Raw genomic sequence first — 22,514 nt, 5'->3', positions numbered from 1 at the left:
GCGTAGTCCAACCCGAACGTCTCGGCAACATTCTTCACGCTGGCCCTACCACCTAGCAGGGTCATGAGGACTAGTGCTAACTCGACCTTCTTGCTCCTCCCGTTCCTCCTGATCACGCCCAAAACTTGGTTGACTGCCTTGACCAACTTCTCCTTAGCTAACTCGATTTGTCCTTTTCCGTTTGACATCTTTTCAGTATGAAGACGTCTAAAATTAAAAACTTCTCGCTAATACCGACTTCTTGGTATTACCTCCCTAAGATTCCCATAACTGCTGTAATTAATAAAATTAGTTGGATCATCCTGAGGAACAGAGAAAAGCTGTACATTGCCTTAAAAAAAAATAGAAATTAGGGAAAAAAGCATTAAATCAGTCGATTATAGAAGTTTTCTTACTTTCATTCCATAAGTCTAACTGGTGTAATAATATCATAATCGTTAATTCATCTAACGTTTCATTACTTTTAGAGACAATAAGGTAGAACTCCTTTTCGTCCTTCAGTAATTCCGATATCATCTTTATCTTTTCGTCCGAGAGCCCGTAATACTTGAACAACATATTTAGAAGATAAGGAAGTCCTTAAATTAAGCATGTTTCTCCTGAGTGAGAATGAGATTAAGGACAAGAAACACGTATTTATCATAATTGTAAGGAGTGATGAGCATGAGAAGATTGCAAGAGCGTTTTTAGAAAAGACTAAACTCCAGGTTACTGCAATACTTGTTAGAATGCACGCAAATAAACAAACTTTTTCTTATTAAACTGGGGAGTTTATACAATTATTCTCACGTTATAGATTTAACGTTAGGATCCAACCTCATTCTTTGTTCAATTTTTCAAAATTGGATGAGAAGAAAAGCTTAATAGTTGAAAAGATAAGTAATGAATCAGGGATGAGGGGTTCAGGTCAGCTTCTGGGTAACCTATCATAGATCAATTCAGACCCTCCTCATCATCCCCTCATCCCCCATTTCTACTTCTGTTAAAACATATTTTAAAACTTTTTTGTTTTTATCTTCGCCCTTTTATTATCACAATATGAATATTATAACAGTTCTTTTATTTCATTATTTTCTTTTACTTTACAAAGAAAGGGATTAAGGGACTGAATCCTTTTTCACGTTAACAGAGATCTTTTTATCTGCTTATAACGAATTTTCGTTGATAGATAATGATCTCTCACACCGATGTGGGCTATGCCCAAAAGGGTGGGAGTAAATGCAGAGATGTGAGCCCCGTGCCGTTGGGCTCGAAGGAGTCCCACGACCCACCTACCTTAAGTAGGTGGTTGAGGGCTAAGTCCCTACACTCGATCATGATTGATCATAAAATGAGTGAAATGAAAGTATAGGGACAAACGGAAGTCAAGTGAAGCGTGACGTATTATTGCACGGATATCTAGTTTACGAGATTCTAAGCCCAAAGGCGATAATTGTCACCGGTTACGATGGTTCAGGATTTGGAAAACTGGGAAAAAATAAGAAGAGGAAAAGTGTTTTTTTGTTCTCGCTTAATAACTCATGTTTTCAGCTAACATAAGTGACAAGGGTTTACTCAATTCTTTAATGGATACTACTCCTACACATTCACCATCCTTTTCTATCACTAAATGCCTTATGTTACTCCTTATCATTATATCGTAAGCGTCATATATACTTTTGTGATAATCAATCTTTATGATATTTTTACTCGCGATATCGAAAATCAGACTGTCACGGCTTATACCCTTACTTACAGCCCTTACTATATCCCTTTCAGTTACTATGCCTAATACTTTATCGTTCTCCTTCAGAACCACTGAGCTAACTGAATTCTCTTCCATTGCTTTAGCTATACTCCTTAAATTTAATTGAACTAAACTACGCGTTCAGTTCAGCAAGAAATAAGTGAACCGGAACTGTGTCGTTTTCCCCGTTCTTTGATAACGTAATGACTTTCTTCATCTTTCCTGCAATAACTTTAACCTGCCTTGCCCTCTCCCTATATTTTACCTCATATCCGACGACTTCAGGCAGAGTTACGACGTCTATCTCTTCCTTACCTACTTCAGTGTACCCTATGTTATAAATTCTAGAGAGATGCGACGCAACTACCCCCTCAACGATTATAGGCTCGTCCGGCTTTTTAACTCCAGTCCATAGAGATATTGCATCGTAAAACAATGGGTCTAGAAAGTGTATCTTGATCTGCTTTTTGTAGTTAAAGTAAGCTGTGTTCACGTCTATGAAATGAAGTGTTAAGGTCAAAAACATGTCGTTGAATAGTTTTATATATTCAGCTACAGTCCTGTGATTTACTCCTATGTCTTTAGCAATGGAATTATAACTTATCTTACTTGGTGTTGTAGAAAGAATTGCGGAAAGAATTTGCTTAGCTAGAGTTTCATCTCTCCCTACCTTGTTTATCTCGTAAATGATCCAATCTATGTATGTTTTCAGCGGAGATAGACCGTTAATTGAGGGCGGTAATCCACCTATTTTTATGTAGCTCTGAAAGAGTTCTTCAATTTCACCATACCAACCGGGCTTTATTTCAATTCTGGGATTAATTACCTTAACGTAGTTGGAGAAACTGAGAGGATACAGCACCACATCAGTCCCATTACCTCTTCTGCCCGGAAAACTCTCCTTTTGTTTCAGGATAGCTAGGGAACTTGAGCCGGAAATGGTAAATACATCGCTCAACACTTCGCCGGAGTCAATTAAGTACTTTACTGCCCTATACCAGTCCTTCACAAAGGTGACTTCATCTAGGAAAATAAATGAGGATTTTATACCCTCTTGTCTTCTGGTCCTTAAATACTCCCTTATCCTCTTTAACAGTTCCTCGTAGTCAGAAACAAGATCACAACTACAGTAAAATATTGAGAGGGGGTGGTGATTTAGCTCTAGTAGTCTCTTAATAAGAAGTTTTATGAGAGTGGTCTTTCCACTTTGCCTAGGTCCTACAATAAAGTTTAAGGAGAATGGTTGAAGAGAGACCTTGTCCATCTCTTTCGGAATCCACTTAAACTTAGCAGAGTTCCATTTCTTGATATCTATATCATCCTCTATGTAATCTTTTCCTCTCCACCAAATGTTTTCTTCCATTGATACTATGAGTATCAAGAGGTTTAAAAAGAATTGATACTATGAGTATCAAGAGGTTTAAAAAGAATTGATACTATGAGTATCAAGAGGTTTAAAAAGAATTGATACGGTAACGATCGAAACTACAATCATATCGAAGCCGTGAGAAATACACAGATCGTACAAGTCCTTGACAGAGGAATATTATTATAATGTATTAGAAAATGATGGGATGTGTACGATAGAATCCGTTTTATTTACATTGATTATTTAACACATTATTCTTAACGCTCTTGATTGCGAGTATAATAAAATATATTCTTTTATTTATTAAGAAAAAATATGAGGTTTAATATTGAATTTATATTTGTAATATGATTTTAGGTCTACCGGTGATGGGGGAGTAGTTCACTCCGCTACCTAGAAGATTGATAAAGAGAGATTTTGCTAACAGAATTAAATTGTAAAAAATAAAAATTATCTTAGACGCACAATATTTTCGTAGTGTTAAAATCGCATTAATGAAATTAAACTGGTCTCTTAGAGACCAATCATTACGTAAAACTGGTCGTAAAAAGACTTAAACTTACAATTATCATCATTCTTATGGAAGAGGAATAAAGAGCTTCACAGCAGAATGGTTTACTTCACCATTACCTGACATAATAGAAAGGGACTTACCTCTAGGCAAGGATTACGTAATTACAGTAACCGGTGGGAGAGAAGAAGTGGCAAAACTTTCCTTCTCTACCAGACAATAAAGAAAATAATTGAAGGAGGGTTAAGATGGAAGATATAAAGTACCGCGACAGAAGCTTACCGTTGAATCATTAGGAGAAAAAATAAAAAATGAAGGACTATAAGTGTTATAAATGTCAATTACATCAGATTTTTATGTTATTTTTCCGTTAGTTCTCTTAGTTCTCATAATATTGTTAGTATATATTGTAAAAATTAAACCTAATTTAGTAATAGGCTTTTCCCTATTAGGTATTGGAATATTTTTAATCGTATCAAGTTTCGTTCTAGGAAAGCCTGCACTATTTTTTATAGGATTTTTAGTCTCAGTTTTTTCCTTAGTCTTCTTCCCTAGAAGAAGAAGGTGGTAATATGTTAGGTCTGTATGAGGTTAGTGCAGGATACGGGAAAACTGAGGTTTTACACGACGTATCTTTTGAAATAAAGGAGAATGGAATCTATGTACTTCTTGGTAGGAACGGAGCAGGTAAGACGACTACTTTGAGGGTGATAGCTGGTATTCTTCCACCTTTTAAAGGTAAGATAAAGAAGGAAGGCAACATAGGGTATCTTTCTCATTCTTTTGCTCTACCTCAAGAAATGTCAGTAAAGGAATCGTTAGAATTTTTCTCTCAAATAATTGGAGGAGATCCGAATAACGTTATAGGTAGATTCCATTTGGAAGATATACTGGATAAGAGAATATCGAGTTTATCCCAAGGTCAGAAGAAGAAATTGTCATTAGCTAAGGTATTTCTTAAAGATTATGATATATATCTTTTAGATGAACCAACGGAAAATTTAGACCCTATCTTAGCTTCAGAAATTAGAAAATTGATAGTATCTTTATCCAAGAGCAAGATTATAATATATACTTCCCACAATCTGTATGAAGCTAGAGAAATAGGAAATTATGTTATAGTTATAGACAAAGGAAGAATTTCATTATTCAAACCCATAAACGAAATAAAATTAAGAGAATATACAATAGGGATTAGAGCATCAGAAGATTTGTCTAAAATCCTTAAGGGTGAATATCAAGGAGACTATTTTGTAATAAATCTTAATGATCCGTCAGAAGTTAATTCTATAATCCAAGAGCTAATGAGAAGGAATATCAATATATATGAAATTAAAGAAATGAGAAATCCCCTAGAAGATCTTTTGAGGTGAAGAAATGATTTCGTTCCTATTCCTAAAAAGAATGATAAAAAGAAGTTATAGTACAACAATATATTTTTTGATAGCCTCAATTATTTTTCTTATTATCGATATTTCTGAAATAGTTAGAATAAAAATTATACTTCCATTTATATTGATATCGCTATTAATGAGTCCTTCTTTCTTCGGAATAATGTTCTCTTCTCTTACAGTATCCTTATTCATAGACGACAGACAAAACGGCCTCCTAGAATTTTTAATTGCAGAAGGAATAAAACCTAGAAAAATATATTATGAATATGTTCTTGCATTTCTTTTAATTTCAATTCCCATTACAGTGATAGTTTCAGTAATTTTGGGGTTACTTGTTAGAAATTTATATTATATGATATTAATTTTAATTGACTCTATAGGAATTTCTTGGGTGATTATACCGCCTTCTTTATATCTTTCATATCTGCAGAAGACAGCTGGATCTTCCAGGTCTCCATTGGGAACATATATAGGCTTTACTATACTTCTTTCGTATGTATACTCAGGGACTATAATTAAATCTGCCATAGGAATTCAAAATCTTATGTTATATGCAGGTATAACAATACTGCTAATAGCTATACTATTAACTATTGTAATAGGCTATACTATTAAAAGTGAAAAACTAATACCTTAGCATTTTGTAGGTTATTATCTTCCAATATTTATTATAATTTTTGCAGGAATTGTATTTATTTTAACTTCAATATTTAAATACTATCATATTAATAATCCTGCTCAATTTTCTATTTCAATACAGGATCTAAATAATCAAAATAATCAAACAAGTCCGGATACTATAAATTCAACAATTATGGTAGATATATATTATCAAAATGGATATAATGTATATTATGTTCCATCATTTGTTGAAAATCTAAGCTCAAATAATTGTAATATATATCCAAGTAATTGTAATATATTTTATAATATAATAACTACTTATACTTTTAATGAAAGTAATGATAATAATGTATTAGAAATATATCCCGAATCTATAACAAATATTAATTCAACATCTTTTGATGTAAATCATTAGAAAATGTTCAATTAAACACTACAATTAGTCTATCAAATAATTCTATTGAAGGAAATAATGTTGCATATACATATAATGGAAATACATAGGAATGTGGTATTGTAGGAAGTAGTGATGTAATATACCAGGCAGGTAGTTTTGTATATTTTTGTATATTATGTGAAACGCCAAATAGTCAAAACATACAAAATTTCTATTTAAGTGAACCTGAATATTTAAATATAACTCCAGCAATATCTTTATTAGGAATTTCTTATCCAAATTTAAATACACAATATTATAATTATACAGTAAATAATGTAGAAATAGTCAATGGAACATATGTAGTTATAACTTTATCAGCCCCTGGATATTCTATGGAAGATTTTCAAAATGTATTAGTTACAATTGGTCCTCCTTTGAGTAATTATATAAATAATAGTGTAAATGAAAATGATAATTCATATATTGGAGATAATGTAGTATTTTTGATTTATTATAATGGTAAATATTATGTATTACCTTCATGGTATGCTGGAGAAAGTAATGAAAATTATTATTTCTTTATTAATCTACTAGATATTCCTTCATTTTATAATAGTAATAATTTTGGTTGTAATTTTCTACCAATATTTGTTGGATTTAGTAATGAAAGTTTATTACCATATTTAAATGGAACAATTGGCGGAGCTCCAGAGGCTCTAGATCCTAGCGATCCATATTATGCAGTCATGTATGATAATGGATTAAATGTATTTCCAATATATGTTAACTTTTATGCTTATCCTTCTCCAGATCAAAGCAATACATATCGTATAGAAGATAATGAAAATTGTGGCAATTCTTATGGATTTCCTGCTTGCTATCAAAATATCCTATATGAAAATGTATTACCTCCATATAATAATGTAACTATTTATGTAAATGGAACAGGAATTACTCCAAGTGTTGAAACAAACGGACCTCTCGAAGGATTAGTAATGGATAATGGAACTAATCAAGGATCATATGCATTAATTACATCAAATGTTTTACAAAATACATTTTCTCAATTATCTCAATCACAAAATGGATTGGGATTACAGACATTTGCATATTTTTCTGGAATACCATGGGAAGATTCTCAACCTTCAACTCTACTGAATATTGGTGCATATCCAATAAATAGTGGTGCATATCCAACAGTTGCAGATGCTGTTGTATTATCATATGTTAGTTATAGTGGTAATGGTCCATTCTCTGCTAATACAGTAAGTGATTATAATGGCGATGATTCAGCATATAACTGGGTACTTGGTCCTCATGGATCACATAGTAAGATAGGAAATCAAAATATAGGAATAAATGTTGGAGGTAATACATATTTACCAACTAATTTTTCAATATTTATGTATGAATATGGATGGGCTTCTTTAGGATCTGGTTGTACAGGTCCAGGTCCAGGTTGTTCTTCAGGTTATTATGTTGGAATATTACAAAAAAATAGTACAAAAGGATTGGGGTATTTTTTAACTATTTCATATAATAACATTCCATGTTCATCAAATCTATGTACCTCAGGATATTATGATTATTATTACTCAGGAACGGGATGGCCTCTTGGTATAGCTGTTTATAATCCTAATCAATATTTCGTGGAAGATAATAATGGTAATATAGAAGGATATAATGAGGGATCAAATGGGCTTCCTTTTATTCCATTCGATGGACAATATACTCCACAGTATTTTGAATATGGGGTATTTTGGTTATATAATTGGTTCCAGGCAGGAAATGGTAATATGAATATATACTTCTTAATGAATGGAAACATATTAGGTACTACACTTGCTTCTCCGGAAGAATATAGCTTTGGTGGAGAGAAAGGACATCCAATATTTCCAAATCCACCAGCATCAATATTCACCCAATCATATATCAACGCATATAATACAGCGTTTAATCAACCTGTAAATCATCAGGTAGCTCTATATGGGTATTCACAATTTACCTCTGATGACGTAAATAGTAATTTTATACCGGGAACTTTCGGATATCAAGAAGGATATAATAGTCTTTCACAATCTTTGTATATAAGTTACTTACAAGATTATACAAATTATTATAATGGAAATCCTTATTTATTTGTTTCAGCAGGCTCGGGAGGTGGAACGAGTTATATGTATCTAGATTGGATTATAGTAACTTATGGGGTACCTTATGTTGTGAGTGTATCCTAAAAAATGCTAAAAATTAGCTGGAAGAATTATATACTTGTTGTACAACAATATAGTTGTTAAGAGATGAACCAGCAATGTTATCAAATGCCCCGTATGGAATTATAGTTTCGTTAGATAATACCAATAAATGTCGTCCAGCACCATTTAATCCATATTGCTCATATTTTATTGTTTCATATGCTACGGTTCCTGTTATATTTGCCCAATCATATACTGGAGAGTTTCCTGGTAGTACTGCTGTATATGTTCCTGGTGTATTCATTGCTTCTACAAAGTTGTTTACCCATCCTTGATATGTATAAAATCCTGCAATGTCTGCTGGATTTATACTATTTGCTTCTATTATATAATATGTTTGTCCATTTATTGTTACTTGTTCAACAGGTACCTGACCTTTAATTACATATAAATCTTGTAAAGGTACATATGGTTGATTATTTATTGGATCAGTTTGTCCAACAAATTGATTATTCAATTGAACTATTTGGTTATGATTTTGTATTATTGTACCTGCATATTGGCCATCCCATATTACATTAGGTATTGTAGTTCCATTAAGTGATATTAATTCACCTTCAGAATCTGTATGTCCATTATAATCTATTGTTTGACCATTTGGTACAAATGCTTCATATCCATTTTGAGATCCTAAATATTGTAAATGTTCATTATTTGAAGGTAAAGAATGTATAGGATTAAATAAAAACATTATACCCAATCCTAAAGCAGTAATACCACCTAATATTAATCCATATCCTAATATTTTACCTTTAGTATCTTTATATAATTTTATTATTTGTAATCCTGCTAAAATTGGAGCTTTTGCATAAGTTGGTAATGCTGTTATTGCTGCACCTCCAACTATTGGAATATATATTGGAATATATTCTGATATTTTATTTTTAGTTTCTCTAAGTTTTTCATAGGTTTTATCTCCTATTCCTTTTAATTTTTTATCTAAATATTCTATAGATCTATTAGCCTCATCTTTAATTTTTTCAAAACGATCTTTTACCTTATCCTTCATTTTACCTAAAATCCAATCTAAATCTCCGGGTTTTTGCATATAATATACTCTTAATAAAATTTTAAAAGTATGATTATTTTCACGGTTCACTTATTTCTTGCTGAACGCGTAGTTTAGTTCAATTAAATTTAAGGAGTATATGTCGTATCGTTATTAAGCTGAAAATTTATTGATAGAGTTTTTTAGTTTTTATCCTCTACCTAAACGATTTCTTTATCTAAACCATGAACACATCACCTTTGAAACTTGGTTGAATAAGTCGAGTTTGAAGTTGAGGCTAGGATGGATAAGAACTTCCCACATGAGTAAAAGTTCGATACTGAGGTGGGTTAAAGCGTACTTCACCTTACAAGGAAATTGTTGGACACACTCGCTATAAATATTAACCCCATTATGAAATCAAGCCATCTTAACACTTTATCCTTTTAACAAGTTTAATTGCGAATTAAAATTTGATAAAAAGCAGTAGCAAATTATGATAGACACCTTAAGGATCTCCCATGTAGCAATCAGAGTTAGGGACTTAGAAAAGGCGTATAAGTTCTATGTCGACCTCCTCGGACTGGTGGACACTGAAAAAGACGGAGAATACCTTTATCTGAGGGGTATAGAGGAAGGGCAACACCACAGCTTAGTGTTAAAGAGAGCCGACTCCCCGGGGTTATCTTATATAGGCATCAGAGTTAAAAGGCCTGAAGAATTGGAAAAAGCTAAGGATCTGTTATCCTCTCTGAACCTAAAGTTTACAAAACATAGGGAAAAGGGGGTCGATGATGGACTGCTATTTGAGACACCACAAGGCATACCTCTCTACCTTTATTACGATATGGAGTATGTAGGTGACCTTAGAATGAAGTTCTTCTTACATATAAGGAGTTTCACCCGTAAGACTTGCTCACGTGAACCTTGTGGTAGGAAACTTGGAAACCGAAGTAAAGTTCATGAAGGAAGTATTAGGCTATTATGAGACTGAGTGGTTTCTAGATGAACAAGGAAAGAGACAAGTAGTGTGGCTCACCAGAAGGGGTGACTCGCACGAAATAGCAATATCAAAAAGTTCTAAGAACTTCCCAGGTTTCCACCATGAAACTTATTACGTCACGACATAAGGGACGTTGTAAGGGCAGCCGATATACTAGCCTCAGCAGGTTTGTGGGACAGTATAGAGAGAGGACCGGGGAGACACGGAGTTACCGAAGGGTATTACGTGTATTTGAGGGATTTAGACAAAAATAGGATAGAGTTCTTCACTCAGGATTACGTGGTATTGGATCCTGATAAATGGAAACCCATAGTTTGGACTCAAGATCAGTTCAGGTATAGGAGCGACTTTTGGGGCAGACCAATACCTGAGTCGTGGTTAAACGAGTGGGTTCCAGTGGAGGACATTTTCTCTAAAGAGCTGAAGAGGTGGTAAAATGATCAGGAAAGGTCAAGATTATATAAAAAGCATAAAGGCACACACTCCAGAAGTCTATTACGAAGGAGAGAAGGTAGAAGACGTTACAGAACACCCTGCTTTCAGAATACCGGTTAAAACCGTTGCTAAATACTACGACATGCACTGGGAGAACAACGAGTTAAGAGTCTACAACCCCGACGTAGGCGAGGAGATCAGCATCTCCTTCCTAAGACCTAAGAGCAAAAAAGACCTAGCTAAGATAAGAGATGGGTTAATAAAAATTTACGACTACTACCGCGGCTTCTTCGGCAGAAGCCCCGACTACCTAAACATCTGGAACATGGTATTCTACGCACACGCAGAAGACTTCGGCAAATACTTCGGATCAAAATACATGGAAAACGCCATTCAAATCTACAGAGAAGCTACTAAACACGACCTATTCTACACACACGCAATAGTAGCCCCCATGTACGGTAGATCAAGACCCCCCCCCCACAATGGGAAGACCCGTATATACAAGTAGGGGTCGTGGAAGAAAAACCTGAAGGTGTTATAGTAAGGGGGGCTGCTATGATAAGCACCGCTGGACCTTATGCGGAGATGCTCTGGTATTTACCCAACATAAGGAGGGATAAGGATACAAGATATGCGTTATACTTTTCAATACCTACTTATCAAAAGGGGGTTAAGTTCTTAGCTAGAAGAGGATTTCAGCCTAGAGAAGGTGGAGAATTTGAGTACCCTATCTCGGCTAGGTTTGACGAGAGTGACGCGATCCTCATTTTCAAAGACGTGTTAGTCCCTTGGGATAGGATAATATTCTATAAAAAACCTGAACTAATCGAGGACTTTATGTGGAGAACTCTGGGACTCAGAACTTGGTTCAAATGGCATTTCGTAATACAGCATTATTCGAGGTTGAAGTTCTTAGCAGGGTTGGCCATTGCCATATCCGAAGCGGCTGGTACTTCTAACTTTATCAACGTGCAAGATAAAATAGGTGAAATACTCATCTACTTAGCGTTAAATGAAGCGGTGCTCACAGCCTCTGTCGAGAACGCTGAGGAACTACCTAATATAGTGAGACCTAATCCGTATTACTCTATCGGTGCAAGTCACTTTAATATGAGGGCTATTCCTAGGGCTAACGAAATTCTTAGATCGATATCTGGAGGTGCATCTATTCCGATTCCAGCAGGAATCAAAGATTTTGAGAACCCTGAGGAGAGGGAACTCCTCGTCGAGTACATGTCTATGAAAGGACTTGACGCCCTAGAGAGAGTTATAAGGTCAGAAAATATTTAACTCAAGTCCACAAACACAGATCGTTATACCAATAGAGTATGCATAGATACAATTTATGACTTTGTACATTTATTACGGTACTAAAGGGCTTACTCTTTTTCCCCATCCCTGACAATTTTAGACGGTCTTGATATTTCCTATACCGTTTACACATTTATGAAGCAGAGTTCTTGTAGCTGAATAACTCCGAGCCCAGCTTCCATGGGGAGTAGAATATAAATTGATTTAGGTTAATTTGTTAACTTAAGGCAAGATGGAAAAGACGCTTGCTGAAGTAGTGATTCAAGTACTGATTAAGCAAGGTTGAGTAAGGCTAATCTACTGTCGGTATTTTAGCCTTTTCCTTGGCGATATTTACGAACTCGTCGACCGCCATTTCGGCCATTTGTGCAGCTCCCCTATAATCCCCAGTCTCAACATAGTATTCTAACGCTATCTTTATCCTTTCAGGCTGAGACTTTATAAAGTTCCAATCAGCATATTTCCTCCTCAACTCCCTAGCCTCCTCAAACCTCTCAATCCACTCTTCCAATGCTTTCTCGTCTATTTTCATATGTCATATTAAACCGTACTTCCTTAAATCTCTATTCGAAAATAAGTGATTTGTCTGCCTACTATAATCCTTCACCTCTCCCTTTATTTCCTGAATAAACCCTCTCTTGTATAACTCTATTAGTACTTCCAAAGCCCTCATAACTTTAACTTCTTTGTACTCGTCATAATAATTTACGAGGGCCAACGCACCACCATTTTCCGTAAGCACTACATAGTTCTGGACTTTGCCTACTACTACGCAGTAAGCTTCTGGGAAATCTACTGACCTTATAGGTAGTCTTCTAGTCTCTAGAACGAGCCTTAGTGCTTCATTTCTGAGTTCAGAGATTTCAGGAAATATTGCCATCTTATTGTTTTCCAATCCCTCGGCAATCCATAAAAGTGTAGTCTCACTTCTAACCTCATTAAATACTGATTCTGGAATGTAAATTAATTCGAAAAGCTTGAAGATTAAGTCACGCTTGGTATACTTAACCCAATCTATTAGAAACGACGTATCCGTAATCGCTATCATATACTCGGGATCCTCGCCTTTATTCTCAATTCATTAAACTCCTCCATTGTCATACCAGCTAATCTAGAAGCATTATACAAGTCTCCGGTTTCTATATAGTAATCGAGAGCTATTCTAAGCCTCACCGGTTGAGACTTTATAAAGTTCCAATCAGCATATTTCCTCCTCAACTCCCTAGCCTCCTCAAACCTCTCAATCCACTCTTCCATTTTTTCTTTGTCCATATAATAAAAGGATGCGTAGAAAATTATAAGCGTAAAGGTAAAGGGTTAAAACTTAATTAATAATACGGTTCTCTCAACGACGTAAGTTCGTAATTAATAGAACCGAAGGGTGTCGTTCAACTATTTCATTAAAAGTTGTACACACATTATACGTCTCATTACAAGCCCTATGTCCTCACTGCGAGAAAAGTCTCGTACTAATCCAAAAAAACAGAACGCTCAATAGACGTAAACACCAACACTTGTGTGTTTGACAGAAATTACTCACACTAGTTCTAGTGGGTCATTCGTATCTATAGAGTAATCGGACGTGATGACGTTACTTACCGAGAACTTCAGCTTGGAGAATATCCCCTTAGGTATCTCTTTTCTTTCTAGTACTCCGCTAGCATCGATGACCTTGATCACATCTCCGTCTCTAACTATTAAGCACCTCCTCTTCTTGTTATACCCCTTTTGTGTGCCCACGTATACACTTACATCTGGCACTATCACGTTATTAACAATCTTACCCTCGTTATTCACCTTAGCTAGGTAGTGATAGTTATTGAAAAGGATGTCTACTTTAACTCCGTCACTTACCTCTTTGAATCTACTTACCCCTCCCTCGACGTGATAAAAAGTCTTGACTAAGCTCACCGCATATTCGGGTTTAACCCTCTTCGTGCTTTTTACGGTTTCGCCTACTTCATTAATCGTAAGTTCCTCCAAGAACTTATCGTCAAATTCCCTAACCACTTTTATCTCTCCGTCTAGCTTTACTACTTTTCCTCCGAAAAACTCCCCCACTCTTCTTTCATCCAACGGGTCAAAGATTGTCTCCTTCACCTTACCTTGTCTATCCACAATTACTTCCGCCTTGGTCAGGCCTACCGTGAATCGCAACACATAGTATGAAACGACCCACGCTAACTTATAACTCTCCATCTTTACCTCTATGTCTGTAGCTCCCTGAGGTGCTTGCTTCTCAGCCTCCTTCGTTAGTTTATCCCTCACATTATGATAGAACTCAGAATCTGTCTCATATTCAACTTCACAACTGATGCTCTTAACTAGCGTTGGTACTTCCTCATATACTTTTCCGTCACCATCCATACCCAGTACGAGACTTTGGCTCCTCCTACCCTTTAACTTATAACTCACTTTTACCCTGAAAATATATAGCCTTTTTAAATGGGCTTTCACTGAAACCAATTTAACCTCCTTATAACGGGAGAGCTTCTCTTTTGCGATTTTCACGGCTTCGCTCACCGAGATGGGCAAGAAGACACCATCATCTTTTACCTTTGTAGAAGAGGGTTCCTTCTCCTCTTCCTCGTTCGTCTCTTCTTTCCTTGTTCTCCTGCTATTATCTGTTCTCTTATCGTCTGACACTAACTTAGACGTCAAAGATATGGGAATATTATACTGCCTTATCATCGCTAATAGCCTTGAGCCATTAATATAGTCTATTCCCTTGTCTTCGGCCTCTTTTAACGCCGGACCGCTAAGTTCTGATGTCGTGACTATAAGCCCTCTGTTACATCTGTAGTGCTCCATCCCGAGAACCACATCCCTAACCTCTTTTGGACTTACCTTCTTACTTTCAGAGTACCTCTTAACTTGTACACACCACCTATTTCCAAGCCTGCTATCGAAAGCAATAATATCACAACCCGCGTCATTAGGGCTGCCTGTGACAGACTGTACTGTTAGACCAAGTAAGGGTAGCACTCTTTCCGCTACGAACTCCTCGAAATCTTCAGGGTCTAAAGACCTTAAAATATCAAGTTCGTCCATATAATACAATTCAAATATAAAGTTAATTAATTTTGATAGAATGTCCGAAAACATGAAAGAAAGCACAGTACTCATTGATACTCAGTGCAAAGTCCTACTTCATATCAACAGCGGTTTGATAACAACTCAACCTACTTCCATAATACACAATATGGGCATTGACCAAGTTAGATATAAAGCTTTATAATCTTAAAACCACTAACCATATCATGAGGTTAAGGGATCACTTACCTAAAATTAAAGGTGAAGGAGTCTATATTGACGATTTCACTCCTAAGAACACTTTATACCTTTTCGTAGTGAGATCCCCTATAGCAAGAGGGGTGATAAAAAGCATATCTAAACCGGAAAAAACTCTCTTAACCCTTACCTGGGAGGACGTAAAGGCTTACCTACCCGTAAGGGCTGACCCTGAAACCATGAAAAGCGGGAAGATTGTTAGAATGCCACTATTGGCGGATAGCAGGGTAAACTTTGTAGGTCAGCCAGTTTTAGCCTTTGTAGTAGAAGACAGATATGACGGAGAAGATATAGCCGAACAAGTCTCTGTTGATTATGAAGAACTTCCACCTTTATTAGACGTAGAGACCGCCATGAATAGTGAAGACCAAATACATCCCGGTGTGGAGAAAAACATTTCAGTGGACAAGGTCATAGAGGGAGGTCAACTCTCTGCAAAGAAAGAGGCTGAAATAGTAGTTAGTAGAAAGATCTACCAAAACAGAATAGTTTCCAATCCCATGGAGCCCAAGGGAGTATTAGTTCACTGGGACGGTGAAAACCTTAACGTTTACGGCTCTTTCCAGTCAGTGTTTAGGATCAGGAGCGACCTAAGGGAGACTCTTAACTTACAGCCTGAAAAAATCAGGGTTTACTCCACTTTAGTAGGCGGTGGCTTCGGTAACAAAGTACCGTTACATGCTGAATACGTGTTAGCTGCAATAGCTTCCATGAAACTAAACAGACCAATAAAGTGGATAGAAACCAGATCAGAACACCTGAAAAATCCCACAATTGGTAGAGGAGTACTATCAGAAGTAAAGATGTACGCAACAAAGAGCGGGCAGATATTAGGGGTTGAAGGTTATGTAGCCGTAGACTTAGGGGCATATAATTACACAATAAACCCAACTACACCAGAGTTTATAGCTAGACTAGTCACGGGTCCTTATAAGACGAAATTCGCTTCAATTAGAGCTATCGGTGTATTTACCAATTTACCCCCTACCGGCCCTTATAGGGGAGCAGGTAGACCAGAAGCTGCCTTAATTCATGAGACGCTAGTTGAGGATTTATCCCAGGGAATAGGTATGGACCCAGTGGAAATAAGAAAAAGGAACATCATAGGAGATATGGAGGAATATGTTACACCTCTGGGAGTTAGGATAGACCCGGCTGGATATATGACAGTACTAAGTACTGCTGAGATCTACTACAAGATGAGTAAAGAAAAATACAAGGACAAAGGTGTTTCAATTGTAGTATTTACAGATATCGATAGACTTTCTCCAGGTGAAGGGGCTAGGGTTAGAATTGAAAACGGTAGGGTTAAGGTATTTGTTGGAAGTGGACCACACGGTCAGGCGCACGAAGATACTTTTGCAAAATTAGCTTCAGAAACACTAGGGATAAAAGAGGACTTAATAGACGTGGTTATGAACACTACAGAAACAGTTAAGGAGGGGATCGGGAGTTTCGGGTCTAGGAGCGGTACAGTGGGAGGATCAGCTGTAATTGAGGCATGTAGACAGTTACTCCAAAAGGCTAACATACCTATAGATAGGGCCTTGAAGGAGTTGAACGGTTTAGAGGTTGAAGTATTTTACAAGGCTGATGATATTTTCACTCCGGGAGCACATATCGCTGTAGTTGATGTAGATAAGGAGACGGGGTTTGTAGAAGTTCTAAAATACTACTCTGTAGAAGACGTGGGTAGAGAGCTGATAAAAGAAGAGGTAGAAGGTCAGATAATTGGGGGTATCCTTCAAGGAGTGTCACAAGTCCTTTGGGAACAGACGCCTTATGATCAATACGGTAATCCATTATTCTACTCAATAGCTGATTGCGGAGTACCTACGGCCAAAGAGGCGGACTATCAAGTGGAACTGAATACACTAACTTTTCCTTCTTCCTTACCTTCAAGGAGTAGGGGAGTCGGAGAAGCTGGGACTACCGGGGCTTTACCGGCGGTCTTTATAGCGTTAGAAAAGGTTACAAGAAAAAAGCTCTTCAAGACCCCAGTATTACCATGGGAAATCGTGAGTTAACTACGTGACGATTGGGACATTATATGATTATTAGCCGTTGACAACAGTTTTTGATAAACCGTGAATTTTATGTCATTTGATATTATTCAACATTCCTAGTTCTTCTCGTGAAAGTTTATAAATTTTGTAGTTACATACTATCATGTAGAAGAGAGCCCTACAGTGAACTCGATGAGCAATGTGAGGGGGAGGATGGGTTCGATGAGGCTCCTCATGTCCTTGAAGGGAGTGGTTCAACTACCGCTCCCGTAGACGGCATGGGGAGAGAAATAAGGGGCATGAGGACGAGAGGTCGAATACAAATTCATGAAACCTCAATGAAAGTCCGACCCCCATAAGCAGACCTAGCTTAAATACTAAAATTATAGATTCTTACAATCATTATTGTGAGATAACTCTCCTAATCAGATTCTATGATATTCGCTGAGCTTCAAAGGGTAGGACACTGACTTCCTTATATAAAACATATTAGTCAGATCTGGGTAATACAGATCTGACTGGGGTGTAGGCCGTTGACTTCCTTGGGCTTAAAGCCCGGTGGGGAGCTTGGCCGCCTCCAATTCGGACCGGAAGTTGGGCAAAAAGCCCGAATAAAACATAAGGGTGAGTGTAATTGGAGGCCCCCAGTTGCAGGAATAGACGTATCAAAAGATAAATTAATTGTACTATAATAAGCAGTTTAACGCTAGTGAGTAAAGCGGGTTTCATGGCGTAAGTAGTGTGGACTATGCTCGATTTTTAAGGAAAGTTTTTATACCGGAAGCTCCCCGCCAGCGAGGGTTCTACTCATCGATTCGGGTTTACATCTCTCATTTGAGGGGCGGTCGAGAGGGTCAGAGACCCCCTCCCATTAAGATTCATGATTGCGATAACGTCATGATCGTTCTCATAACCACATGAACACTTAAACCAACGGTGGGAAACTTCGATCATCCTTTGACCGCATTTTAGGCAAGAGACTGAAGAGTATCTTGGAAAACGTCCTTTTCTAGGATTATTATACCAAGCCTTGTACACTGAGAGGGCATCCCTATAACAGTCCTCAGCAACCTTTGAAGGTAGGTAGTACTCTTCTCTTAGCCTCGTGTACAACCCCTAGTGGGTTGTTGAAATCACTCCCTTCTCTTCCGGGTTTGGAACATTTTCTCCCAACCAAAATAGGGTGAAACGGAGTGCTTTAACGTAGTTGTTTACGAGGGCTAGGAGGGAGTCTGAGAGGGCGATCTTCATAGAAACAGTTGCTCTGATCGCTTTAACCCTCCTAGCCATTAAGGAAATTTTGACAAAGAGGTTTTTAATATAAGGGGGCTATCAATCCCCTTGGTGAGGCCCCCCCTTTTTGTAATCAACTAGGGGAGTTCAGGCTGAATTTTAGCAATGGTTTAACAAATAAATTTTCATAAGTGTATAATAACGAGGAGTTAAATCTTACACTAATTTTCAAAGCGTATATACTCTTCTCATACAGTCCTCATCTCACCTCTGATTAACTCTATAGACCATTAGGCTACAAAAATATACGGTCTGATATCAGACCTACCACTGTAAATGTTGTTTGCAGAGAATATATCGGGTTTAAAGAAGATCGGTTTTTCTACGTCAAACTCTCTCATTATCTTTTTAATCACATCTTTGACCTTCCTGACCAGATCAAAGTCAAAAGCTGAAGGTATGTAGACTATTACCGGTAACTCCACGTTTTCAATCCTGTTCGTAATCTTTGCCGTATAACCCAACTCACTCAAACTGTTAACGAGTACCGAGAAAAAGCGGGGATATATTTCCTTTCGCACAAAAACCATCCACTTACCAGACAGACTCTCGCCTAAGGAGTAAGTCAAAAATTCCTCATCTTGAACTAGAGACGCTAATTTTAGCTTATCCGAGATCATATCAAGGAATACTTTAAATTCTTTTTCAAGAACTTTAATTCCGCTTAGGGAGGAAACGGCCAAAGTGAGTAGGTCACTTCCCTTTTCCACTACTTCCTTACTGACCCTCAGCGATCTCAACTCCAATTCCCAAGCTTTTTTACTTGTATAAAATAACCACCCTCCTTCATACCTGAGACCCCTCTTATAAGCGGTGTTTAATAACTTCTCAAACATCGACCTCAACGGTTCTTCAATTGCGTCCAACCTAAACTCCCAATCCGTTATAGCACTGAGCCTCATGTGGATCATAAAGGACTTCTTTACCAACGGTTCCACGTCTTCCACCCCGTTCACCTTAGCAAGGTGAATTTGAGCTTCCTTAGCTTGGTGTTTTATACCTGCATATCCTTGGTGTTTTGCTACATGACACTTATCACAGAGAGTCCTAAGACCTTCCAACACCGCTATTCCCTTATTACCCTCTATATAATATCTCCAATCCTCATCTACTTCCTTTCCCTCCTCTCCGCAAACTTCACAACGGTCTTCTTTTTGTCCGAACCAGAAATAGTTTAACCTCCTCACGATATCCTCACATTCATCACATATAGCCAAAGCTATGTAAGGATTTAACCTAGCAAACCCCGCTAGGGTGTAACTCCATAAAGGAGCGGGAACTAGCCTGGGACAAAGTTTAGGCAAACTCCTACAGACGTCCTCATAAGCCTCTTGCATTGCTTAGAAAGGTGTGTTAACAGATTAAATTATTTTGTGTAGCATGTTAACTCCTAAACTCTACGAACTCCCTGACGTCTCTACTCTCCAGCTCATAAACCGGGTAGTCATCCGTGGGGACATATTCTAATGGATTAGTCCCTTTAACTTCTATTAGACTCTCCTTCCACTTGACCAATAACTTTTCACCGAAAAGCCTTTTGAAGGAGTCCTTCCTCGAAAAAGCTTCGTTTATTGAATAGAGCTTTTTCAAGGTCTCGTTATCTTTAACGTCCTCAATATAAACATGTAGATGATATCCGTGTTTAGTCTCTATTACAAACCTCACCGGGACTCCTTCTAAAAGTGATAAGAACTCCATATCCTTAGTGTCTACGTCTACCATTATCACATGTTTCTTTACAGCCTTAGCCATGTTAGAGAAGGCGAGTGAAAAGACGTCACCTCTTAATAACACACTTTCTGCCCCTCTTAAATCACCCTTCCTGAGGGAGGCAAGGACTGTATTCATCTTTTCCTGAATAAAAGTTGTTGACACGAGGTAGGAAAGTTTAAGAAAGTCTACTGGATTAAGGTAGTACATTACTTTGACATTTTGTCTAGGCAGGGGCTTTCCGTCTACGGTGAGGTTAGCGCATTCCTTAACCGCCATTGCCTCACTCACCGCCTCAAGGAAGTCCTTAGACCAATACCTCTTTAGTATTGAATGCCTTTTCAGCTCAGGGAAGTTCTTCGTCTCCTCGCCCCTGAATATCAGTACGACGACGTAATAGTCACTTTTCCCAGGTTTAGGTATCTTGGCGGAGTACTCAGTCAACGAGAGTTTCTTCACCATGCGTGATCACGAGGTTATTTCTTTCCAGGCAGTTCAGGGATGAACGGTTCTCCTTCAAATTTTGCTCTCCCTCCCTCGAAAGTCACCTTTATCAATTTGCAGTTCACGCAGGGAGTTTTGGACTGGGGCTCTTTCACCACCTCCCCGGTGATCAAGCTGAATACCGCGTGGTGAAAAGGGCACTCTATCTTGTCTTCCAACACTTTCCCTTCACTTAACGGTCTCTTTTTGTGGGGACAACCGGCTAGCCAATAATATTTAACACCGCCTTTTTCGTAAACCAGTACTGGATAACCGTCGATGGTTATGATTTCAACCATACTAGTAAATACGAGACTAGGTAAAAAGGTTTAGATTATCCCTTATTGTATCACGTCTCAAATCACAGCGGGTACGTTAACTTCAGCTTTCTCTTACCGTAGATAATTACTAATTGCACTTTATCTTCTTTTTTATAATTCTCTCCCCCGAATTTTTAGCCTTTCTTTCTCGTCTATGAATTGTTGTACCATAATTATTATATAGGTACAACTTTTTATCTCTTCCAAGAAAATTCTTATTTTATTGATAATATTCCTATTACTTAATTATTTACACTATAATTTAGTTATATGCCTTTGACTCTGTTATTCATTAAAGTTTATTTTCCTATAGTATGTATATATGATATATGAAGACGATAATGATAAGGGATGAGGTTTACAAGAAGTTAGTTGAAATAAAAGGTGATAAAAGTTTTAGTGATGTAATTGAAGAGTTAATCGAGGAATCCTTAAGTTTAAGGAAGAAAAGGTTAGAAAGATATTTCGGTATACTCAGTAAGGAAGATGCTGAAGAATTAATGAAGAAGATTAAGGAGATGAGGGAGAAAAACGATGAAAGTATTAGTAGAAAGCTCAGCGATTATTGAGTATTTAAAGGGGAACGAAAAAGTGAGAGAAGTTATTTTTAAGGCTGAGGATTTTTACGTGAGTTCTCTAACAGTCTTTGAGGTTTTATTAGGTAAGATTGAAGAAAGTAAAATTCTTGATTTCTTATCGGCATTTAAGATCCTGAATCCCACTAAAAGGGATTCAGTAATTGGTTCGAGAATTTATAAGAGGTTAAAAGATAAGGGTAAGCTAATAGGAAGTTTCGACATATTGATTTCCGCTCAGGCTATTAATAAGGGCTTAACTTTGGTGACTAAAGATTCTGACTTCTTAAAAATTAAAGAAGAATTTAATGAATTAAACCTATTAGTCCTTGTTAACTGACTCCCTCTTTACCTTGGGAGGTCTATGATTCCCTCTCATCGATTTGTTATTGACAACAGTTTCAGATAAACCGTGAATTTTACGCCATTTGATATTATTTAACATTCCTAATCCTTTTAATGTTAATAAGTAAGCTGAGGCTGTGTGCTTGTCGAATCCCTTCTCCCTCATCACCTTGTCGTGATCCTCAGAATTTGTAGTACCCTTAGGATTAACTAACACAACGTTGAAACCCAACCTAAGTGCTTTAATAACACCGTGAATTAACATTTGCCTCTTAGCGAAACGTGAAACCTTCCTATTACCGCTCTTACTCCTAGTGAACTTCCTCTTCTTCACTAAGAACAAGTCCTCAAAAACTACATAATCAACACCAATCCTCAATAGGAAATTAAGGGCTTGTGATAGAGCGTTCAAACGTAAAGCCCTAGCTTTCCCTTTAGGAAAACCCGGAAGGTTTTATAAGAGGGATATATGTGGCATTAATTATATCTTTATTAC

21 protein-coding genes and 5 pseudogenes are annotated in these 22,514 nt (G+C 37.2%); 12 read left to right on the top strand and 14 right to left on the bottom strand.

Translation table 11 applies throughout. The features are described 5' to 3' along the window. Both WIW52_RS06360 and WIW52_RS06355 read right to left on the bottom strand, forming a co-directional pair. Positions 1-188: pseudogene (locus WIW52_RS06360) on the bottom strand (IS701 family transposase); the annotation flags it as partial. Positions 189-369: 181 nt separating this feature from the next. Then, a complete protein-coding gene (locus WIW52_RS06355; RefSeq protein WP_337709321.1) occupies positions 370-558 on the bottom strand; it encodes a hypothetical protein in 189 nt (62 codons plus the stop codon). Between the two features lie 32 nt (positions 559-590). On the opposite strand from WIW52_RS06355, the gene WIW52_RS06350 reads away from it, so the two are divergent. Further along, the gene (locus WIW52_RS06350; protein ID WP_337709319.1) at positions 591-761 is read left to right on the top strand and encodes a hypothetical protein; all 171 of its coding nucleotides are present in this window, start codon (positions 591-593) and stop codon (positions 759-761) included. A gap of 410 nt (positions 762-1,171) precedes the next feature. Then, positions 1,172-1,351: a hypothetical protein gene (locus WIW52_RS06345; protein WP_337709318.1), complete on the top strand. Its 180-nt coding sequence runs from the start codon at positions 1,172-1,174 to the stop codon at positions 1,349-1,351. A 159-nt stretch (positions 1,352-1,510) separates the two neighbouring features. On the opposite strand, the gene WIW52_RS06340 is transcribed toward WIW52_RS06345, so the two are convergent. Together WIW52_RS06340 and WIW52_RS06335 are read right to left on the bottom strand one after the other, a co-directional pair. Beyond that, complete coding sequence (locus WIW52_RS06340) at positions 1,511-1,834, bottom strand: CBS domain-containing protein (protein WP_337709325.1); 324 nt, start codon at positions 1,832-1,834, stop codon at positions 1,511-1,513. Positions 1,835-1,859: 25 nt separating this feature from the next. Further along, positions 1,860-3,089, bottom strand: a complete 1,230-nt coding sequence (locus WIW52_RS06335) for an ATP-binding protein (protein ID WP_337709317.1) — start codon at positions 3,087-3,089, stop codon at positions 1,860-1,862. 851 nt (positions 3,090-3,940) lie between these two features. On the opposite strand from WIW52_RS06335, the gene WIW52_RS06330 reads away from it, so the two are divergent. The 4 genes from WIW52_RS06330 to WIW52_RS06315 all read left to right on the top strand — a co-directional run bounded on the left by WIW52_RS06330 (position 3,941) and on the right by WIW52_RS06315 (position 8,237). Then, entirely contained in the window at positions 3,941-4,177 is a 237-nt protein-coding gene (locus tag WIW52_RS06330; protein WP_337709316.1) for a hypothetical protein, read from the top strand. A gap of 1 nt (position 4,178) precedes the next feature. After that, positions 4,179-4,979: an ABC transporter ATP-binding protein gene (locus WIW52_RS06325; protein WP_337709314.1), complete on the top strand. Its 801-nt coding sequence runs from the start codon at positions 4,179-4,181 to the stop codon at positions 4,977-4,979. A 4-nt stretch (positions 4,980-4,983) separates the two neighbouring features. Further along, positions 4,984-5,637: a hypothetical protein gene (locus tag WIW52_RS06320; protein WP_337709312.1), complete on the top strand. Its 654-nt coding sequence runs from the start codon at positions 4,984-4,986 to the stop codon at positions 5,635-5,637. A 758-nt stretch (positions 5,638-6,395) separates the two neighbouring features. Continuing rightward, positions 6,396-8,237, top strand: a complete 1,842-nt coding sequence (locus WIW52_RS06315) for a hypothetical protein (protein WP_337709311.1) — start codon at positions 6,396-6,398, stop codon at positions 8,235-8,237. Positions 8,238-8,250: 13 nt separating this feature from the next. Here WIW52_RS06315 and WIW52_RS06310 read toward each other — a convergent pair whose 3' ends face one another. Beyond that, positions 8,251-9,303: a hypothetical protein gene (locus tag WIW52_RS06310; protein ID WP_337709309.1), complete on the bottom strand. Its 1,053-nt coding sequence runs from the start codon at positions 9,301-9,303 to the stop codon at positions 8,251-8,253. A gap of 436 nt (positions 9,304-9,739) precedes the next feature. On the opposite strand from WIW52_RS06310, the pseudogene hpaD reads away from it, so the two are divergent. Beyond that, positions 9,740-10,681 (top strand): annotated as a pseudogene (gene hpaD, locus WIW52_RS06305) (3,4-dihydroxyphenylacetate 2,3-dioxygenase). Position 10,682: 1 nt separating this feature from the next. Further along, positions 10,683-11,953, top strand: a pseudogene (locus tag WIW52_RS06300) (4-hydroxyphenylacetate 3-hydroxylase family protein); the annotation flags it as partial. Between the two features lie 334 nt (positions 11,954-12,287). Here the strand turns inward: WIW52_RS06300 and WIW52_RS06295 are convergent. From WIW52_RS06295 to WIW52_RS06280, 4 genes are all read right to left on the bottom strand, one after another. Then, on the bottom strand, positions 12,288-12,527 hold the full coding sequence (locus WIW52_RS06295) for a hypothetical protein (RefSeq protein WP_337703410.1): 240 nt from the start codon (positions 12,525-12,527) through the stop codon (positions 12,288-12,290). Between the two features lie 3 nt (positions 12,528-12,530). Next, positions 12,531-13,043: a DNA-binding protein gene (locus tag WIW52_RS06290; protein ID WP_337709308.1), complete on the bottom strand. Its 513-nt coding sequence runs from the start codon at positions 13,041-13,043 to the stop codon at positions 12,531-12,533. Further along, positions 13,040-13,267 carry a hypothetical protein gene (locus WIW52_RS06285; protein WP_337703406.1) on the bottom strand — a complete coding sequence of 76 codons (228 nt, stop codon included), beginning with the start codon at positions 13,265-13,267 and terminating at the stop codon, positions 13,040-13,042. Before WIW52_RS06285 ends, WIW52_RS06290 begins: the two co-directional genes overlap by 4 nt. Positions 13,268-13,531: 264 nt before the next feature. Next, on the bottom strand, positions 13,532-15,046 hold the full coding sequence (locus WIW52_RS06280) for a restriction endonuclease (protein WP_337709307.1): 1,515 nt from the start codon (positions 15,044-15,046) through the stop codon (positions 13,532-13,534). Between the two features lie 52 nt (positions 15,047-15,098). Between WIW52_RS06280 and WIW52_RS06275 the strand changes: the two genes are divergently transcribed. Then, entirely contained in the window at positions 15,099-15,233 is a 135-nt protein-coding gene (locus WIW52_RS06275; protein ID WP_337709306.1) for a hypothetical protein, read from the top strand. A 22-nt stretch (positions 15,234-15,255) separates the two neighbouring features. After that, complete coding sequence (locus WIW52_RS06270) at positions 15,256-17,313, top strand: xanthine dehydrogenase family protein molybdopterin-binding subunit (protein ID WP_337709305.1); 2,058 nt, start codon at positions 15,256-15,258, stop codon at positions 17,311-17,313. A gap of 786 nt (positions 17,314-18,099) precedes the next feature. On the opposite strand, the pseudogene WIW52_RS06265 reads toward WIW52_RS06270, so the two are convergent. The 4 genes and pseudogenes from WIW52_RS06265 to WIW52_RS06250 form a co-directional block, all read right to left on the bottom strand. Beyond that, a pseudogene (locus tag WIW52_RS06265) lies at positions 18,100-18,582 on the bottom strand (zinc ribbon domain-containing protein). 233 nt (positions 18,583-18,815) lie between these two features. Then, a complete protein-coding gene (locus tag WIW52_RS06260) occupies positions 18,816-19,922 on the bottom strand; it encodes a hypothetical protein (protein ID WP_337709304.1) in 1,107 nt (368 codons plus the stop codon). A gap of 46 nt (positions 19,923-19,968) precedes the next feature. Next, complete coding sequence (locus tag WIW52_RS06255; protein ID WP_337709303.1) at positions 19,969-20,757, bottom strand: hypothetical protein; 789 nt, start codon at positions 20,755-20,757, stop codon at positions 19,969-19,971. 14 nt (positions 20,758-20,771) lie between these two features. Next, a complete protein-coding gene (locus WIW52_RS06250; RefSeq protein ID WP_337709302.1) occupies positions 20,772-21,077 on the bottom strand; it encodes a Rieske (2Fe-2S) protein in 306 nt (101 codons plus the stop codon). A gap of 350 nt (positions 21,078-21,427) precedes the next feature. On the opposite strand from WIW52_RS06250, the gene WIW52_RS06245 reads away from it, so the two are divergent. Further along, positions 21,428-21,667: an antitoxin VapB family protein gene (locus tag WIW52_RS06245; RefSeq protein ID WP_337709301.1), complete on the top strand. Its 240-nt coding sequence runs from the start codon at positions 21,428-21,430 to the stop codon at positions 21,665-21,667. Then, positions 21,633-22,013: a type II toxin-antitoxin system VapC family toxin gene (locus WIW52_RS06240; protein ID WP_337709300.1), complete on the top strand. Its 381-nt coding sequence runs from the start codon at positions 21,633-21,635 to the stop codon at positions 22,011-22,013. Before WIW52_RS06245 ends, WIW52_RS06240 begins: the two co-directional genes overlap by 35 nt. An 87-nt stretch (positions 22,014-22,100) precedes the next feature. Here the strand turns inward: WIW52_RS06240 and WIW52_RS06235 are convergent. Next, positions 22,101-22,466, bottom strand: a pseudogene (locus WIW52_RS06235) (hypothetical protein); the annotation flags it as partial. Positions 22,467-22,514: the final 48 nt, after the last annotated feature.

This window comes from Stygiolobus sp. RP850M (assembly GCF_037389295.1).
GTDB lineage: Archaea > Thermoproteota > Thermoprotei_A > Sulfolobales > Sulfolobaceae > Stygiolobus.
This window is presented reverse-complemented; position numbering and strand designations above follow the sequence as displayed.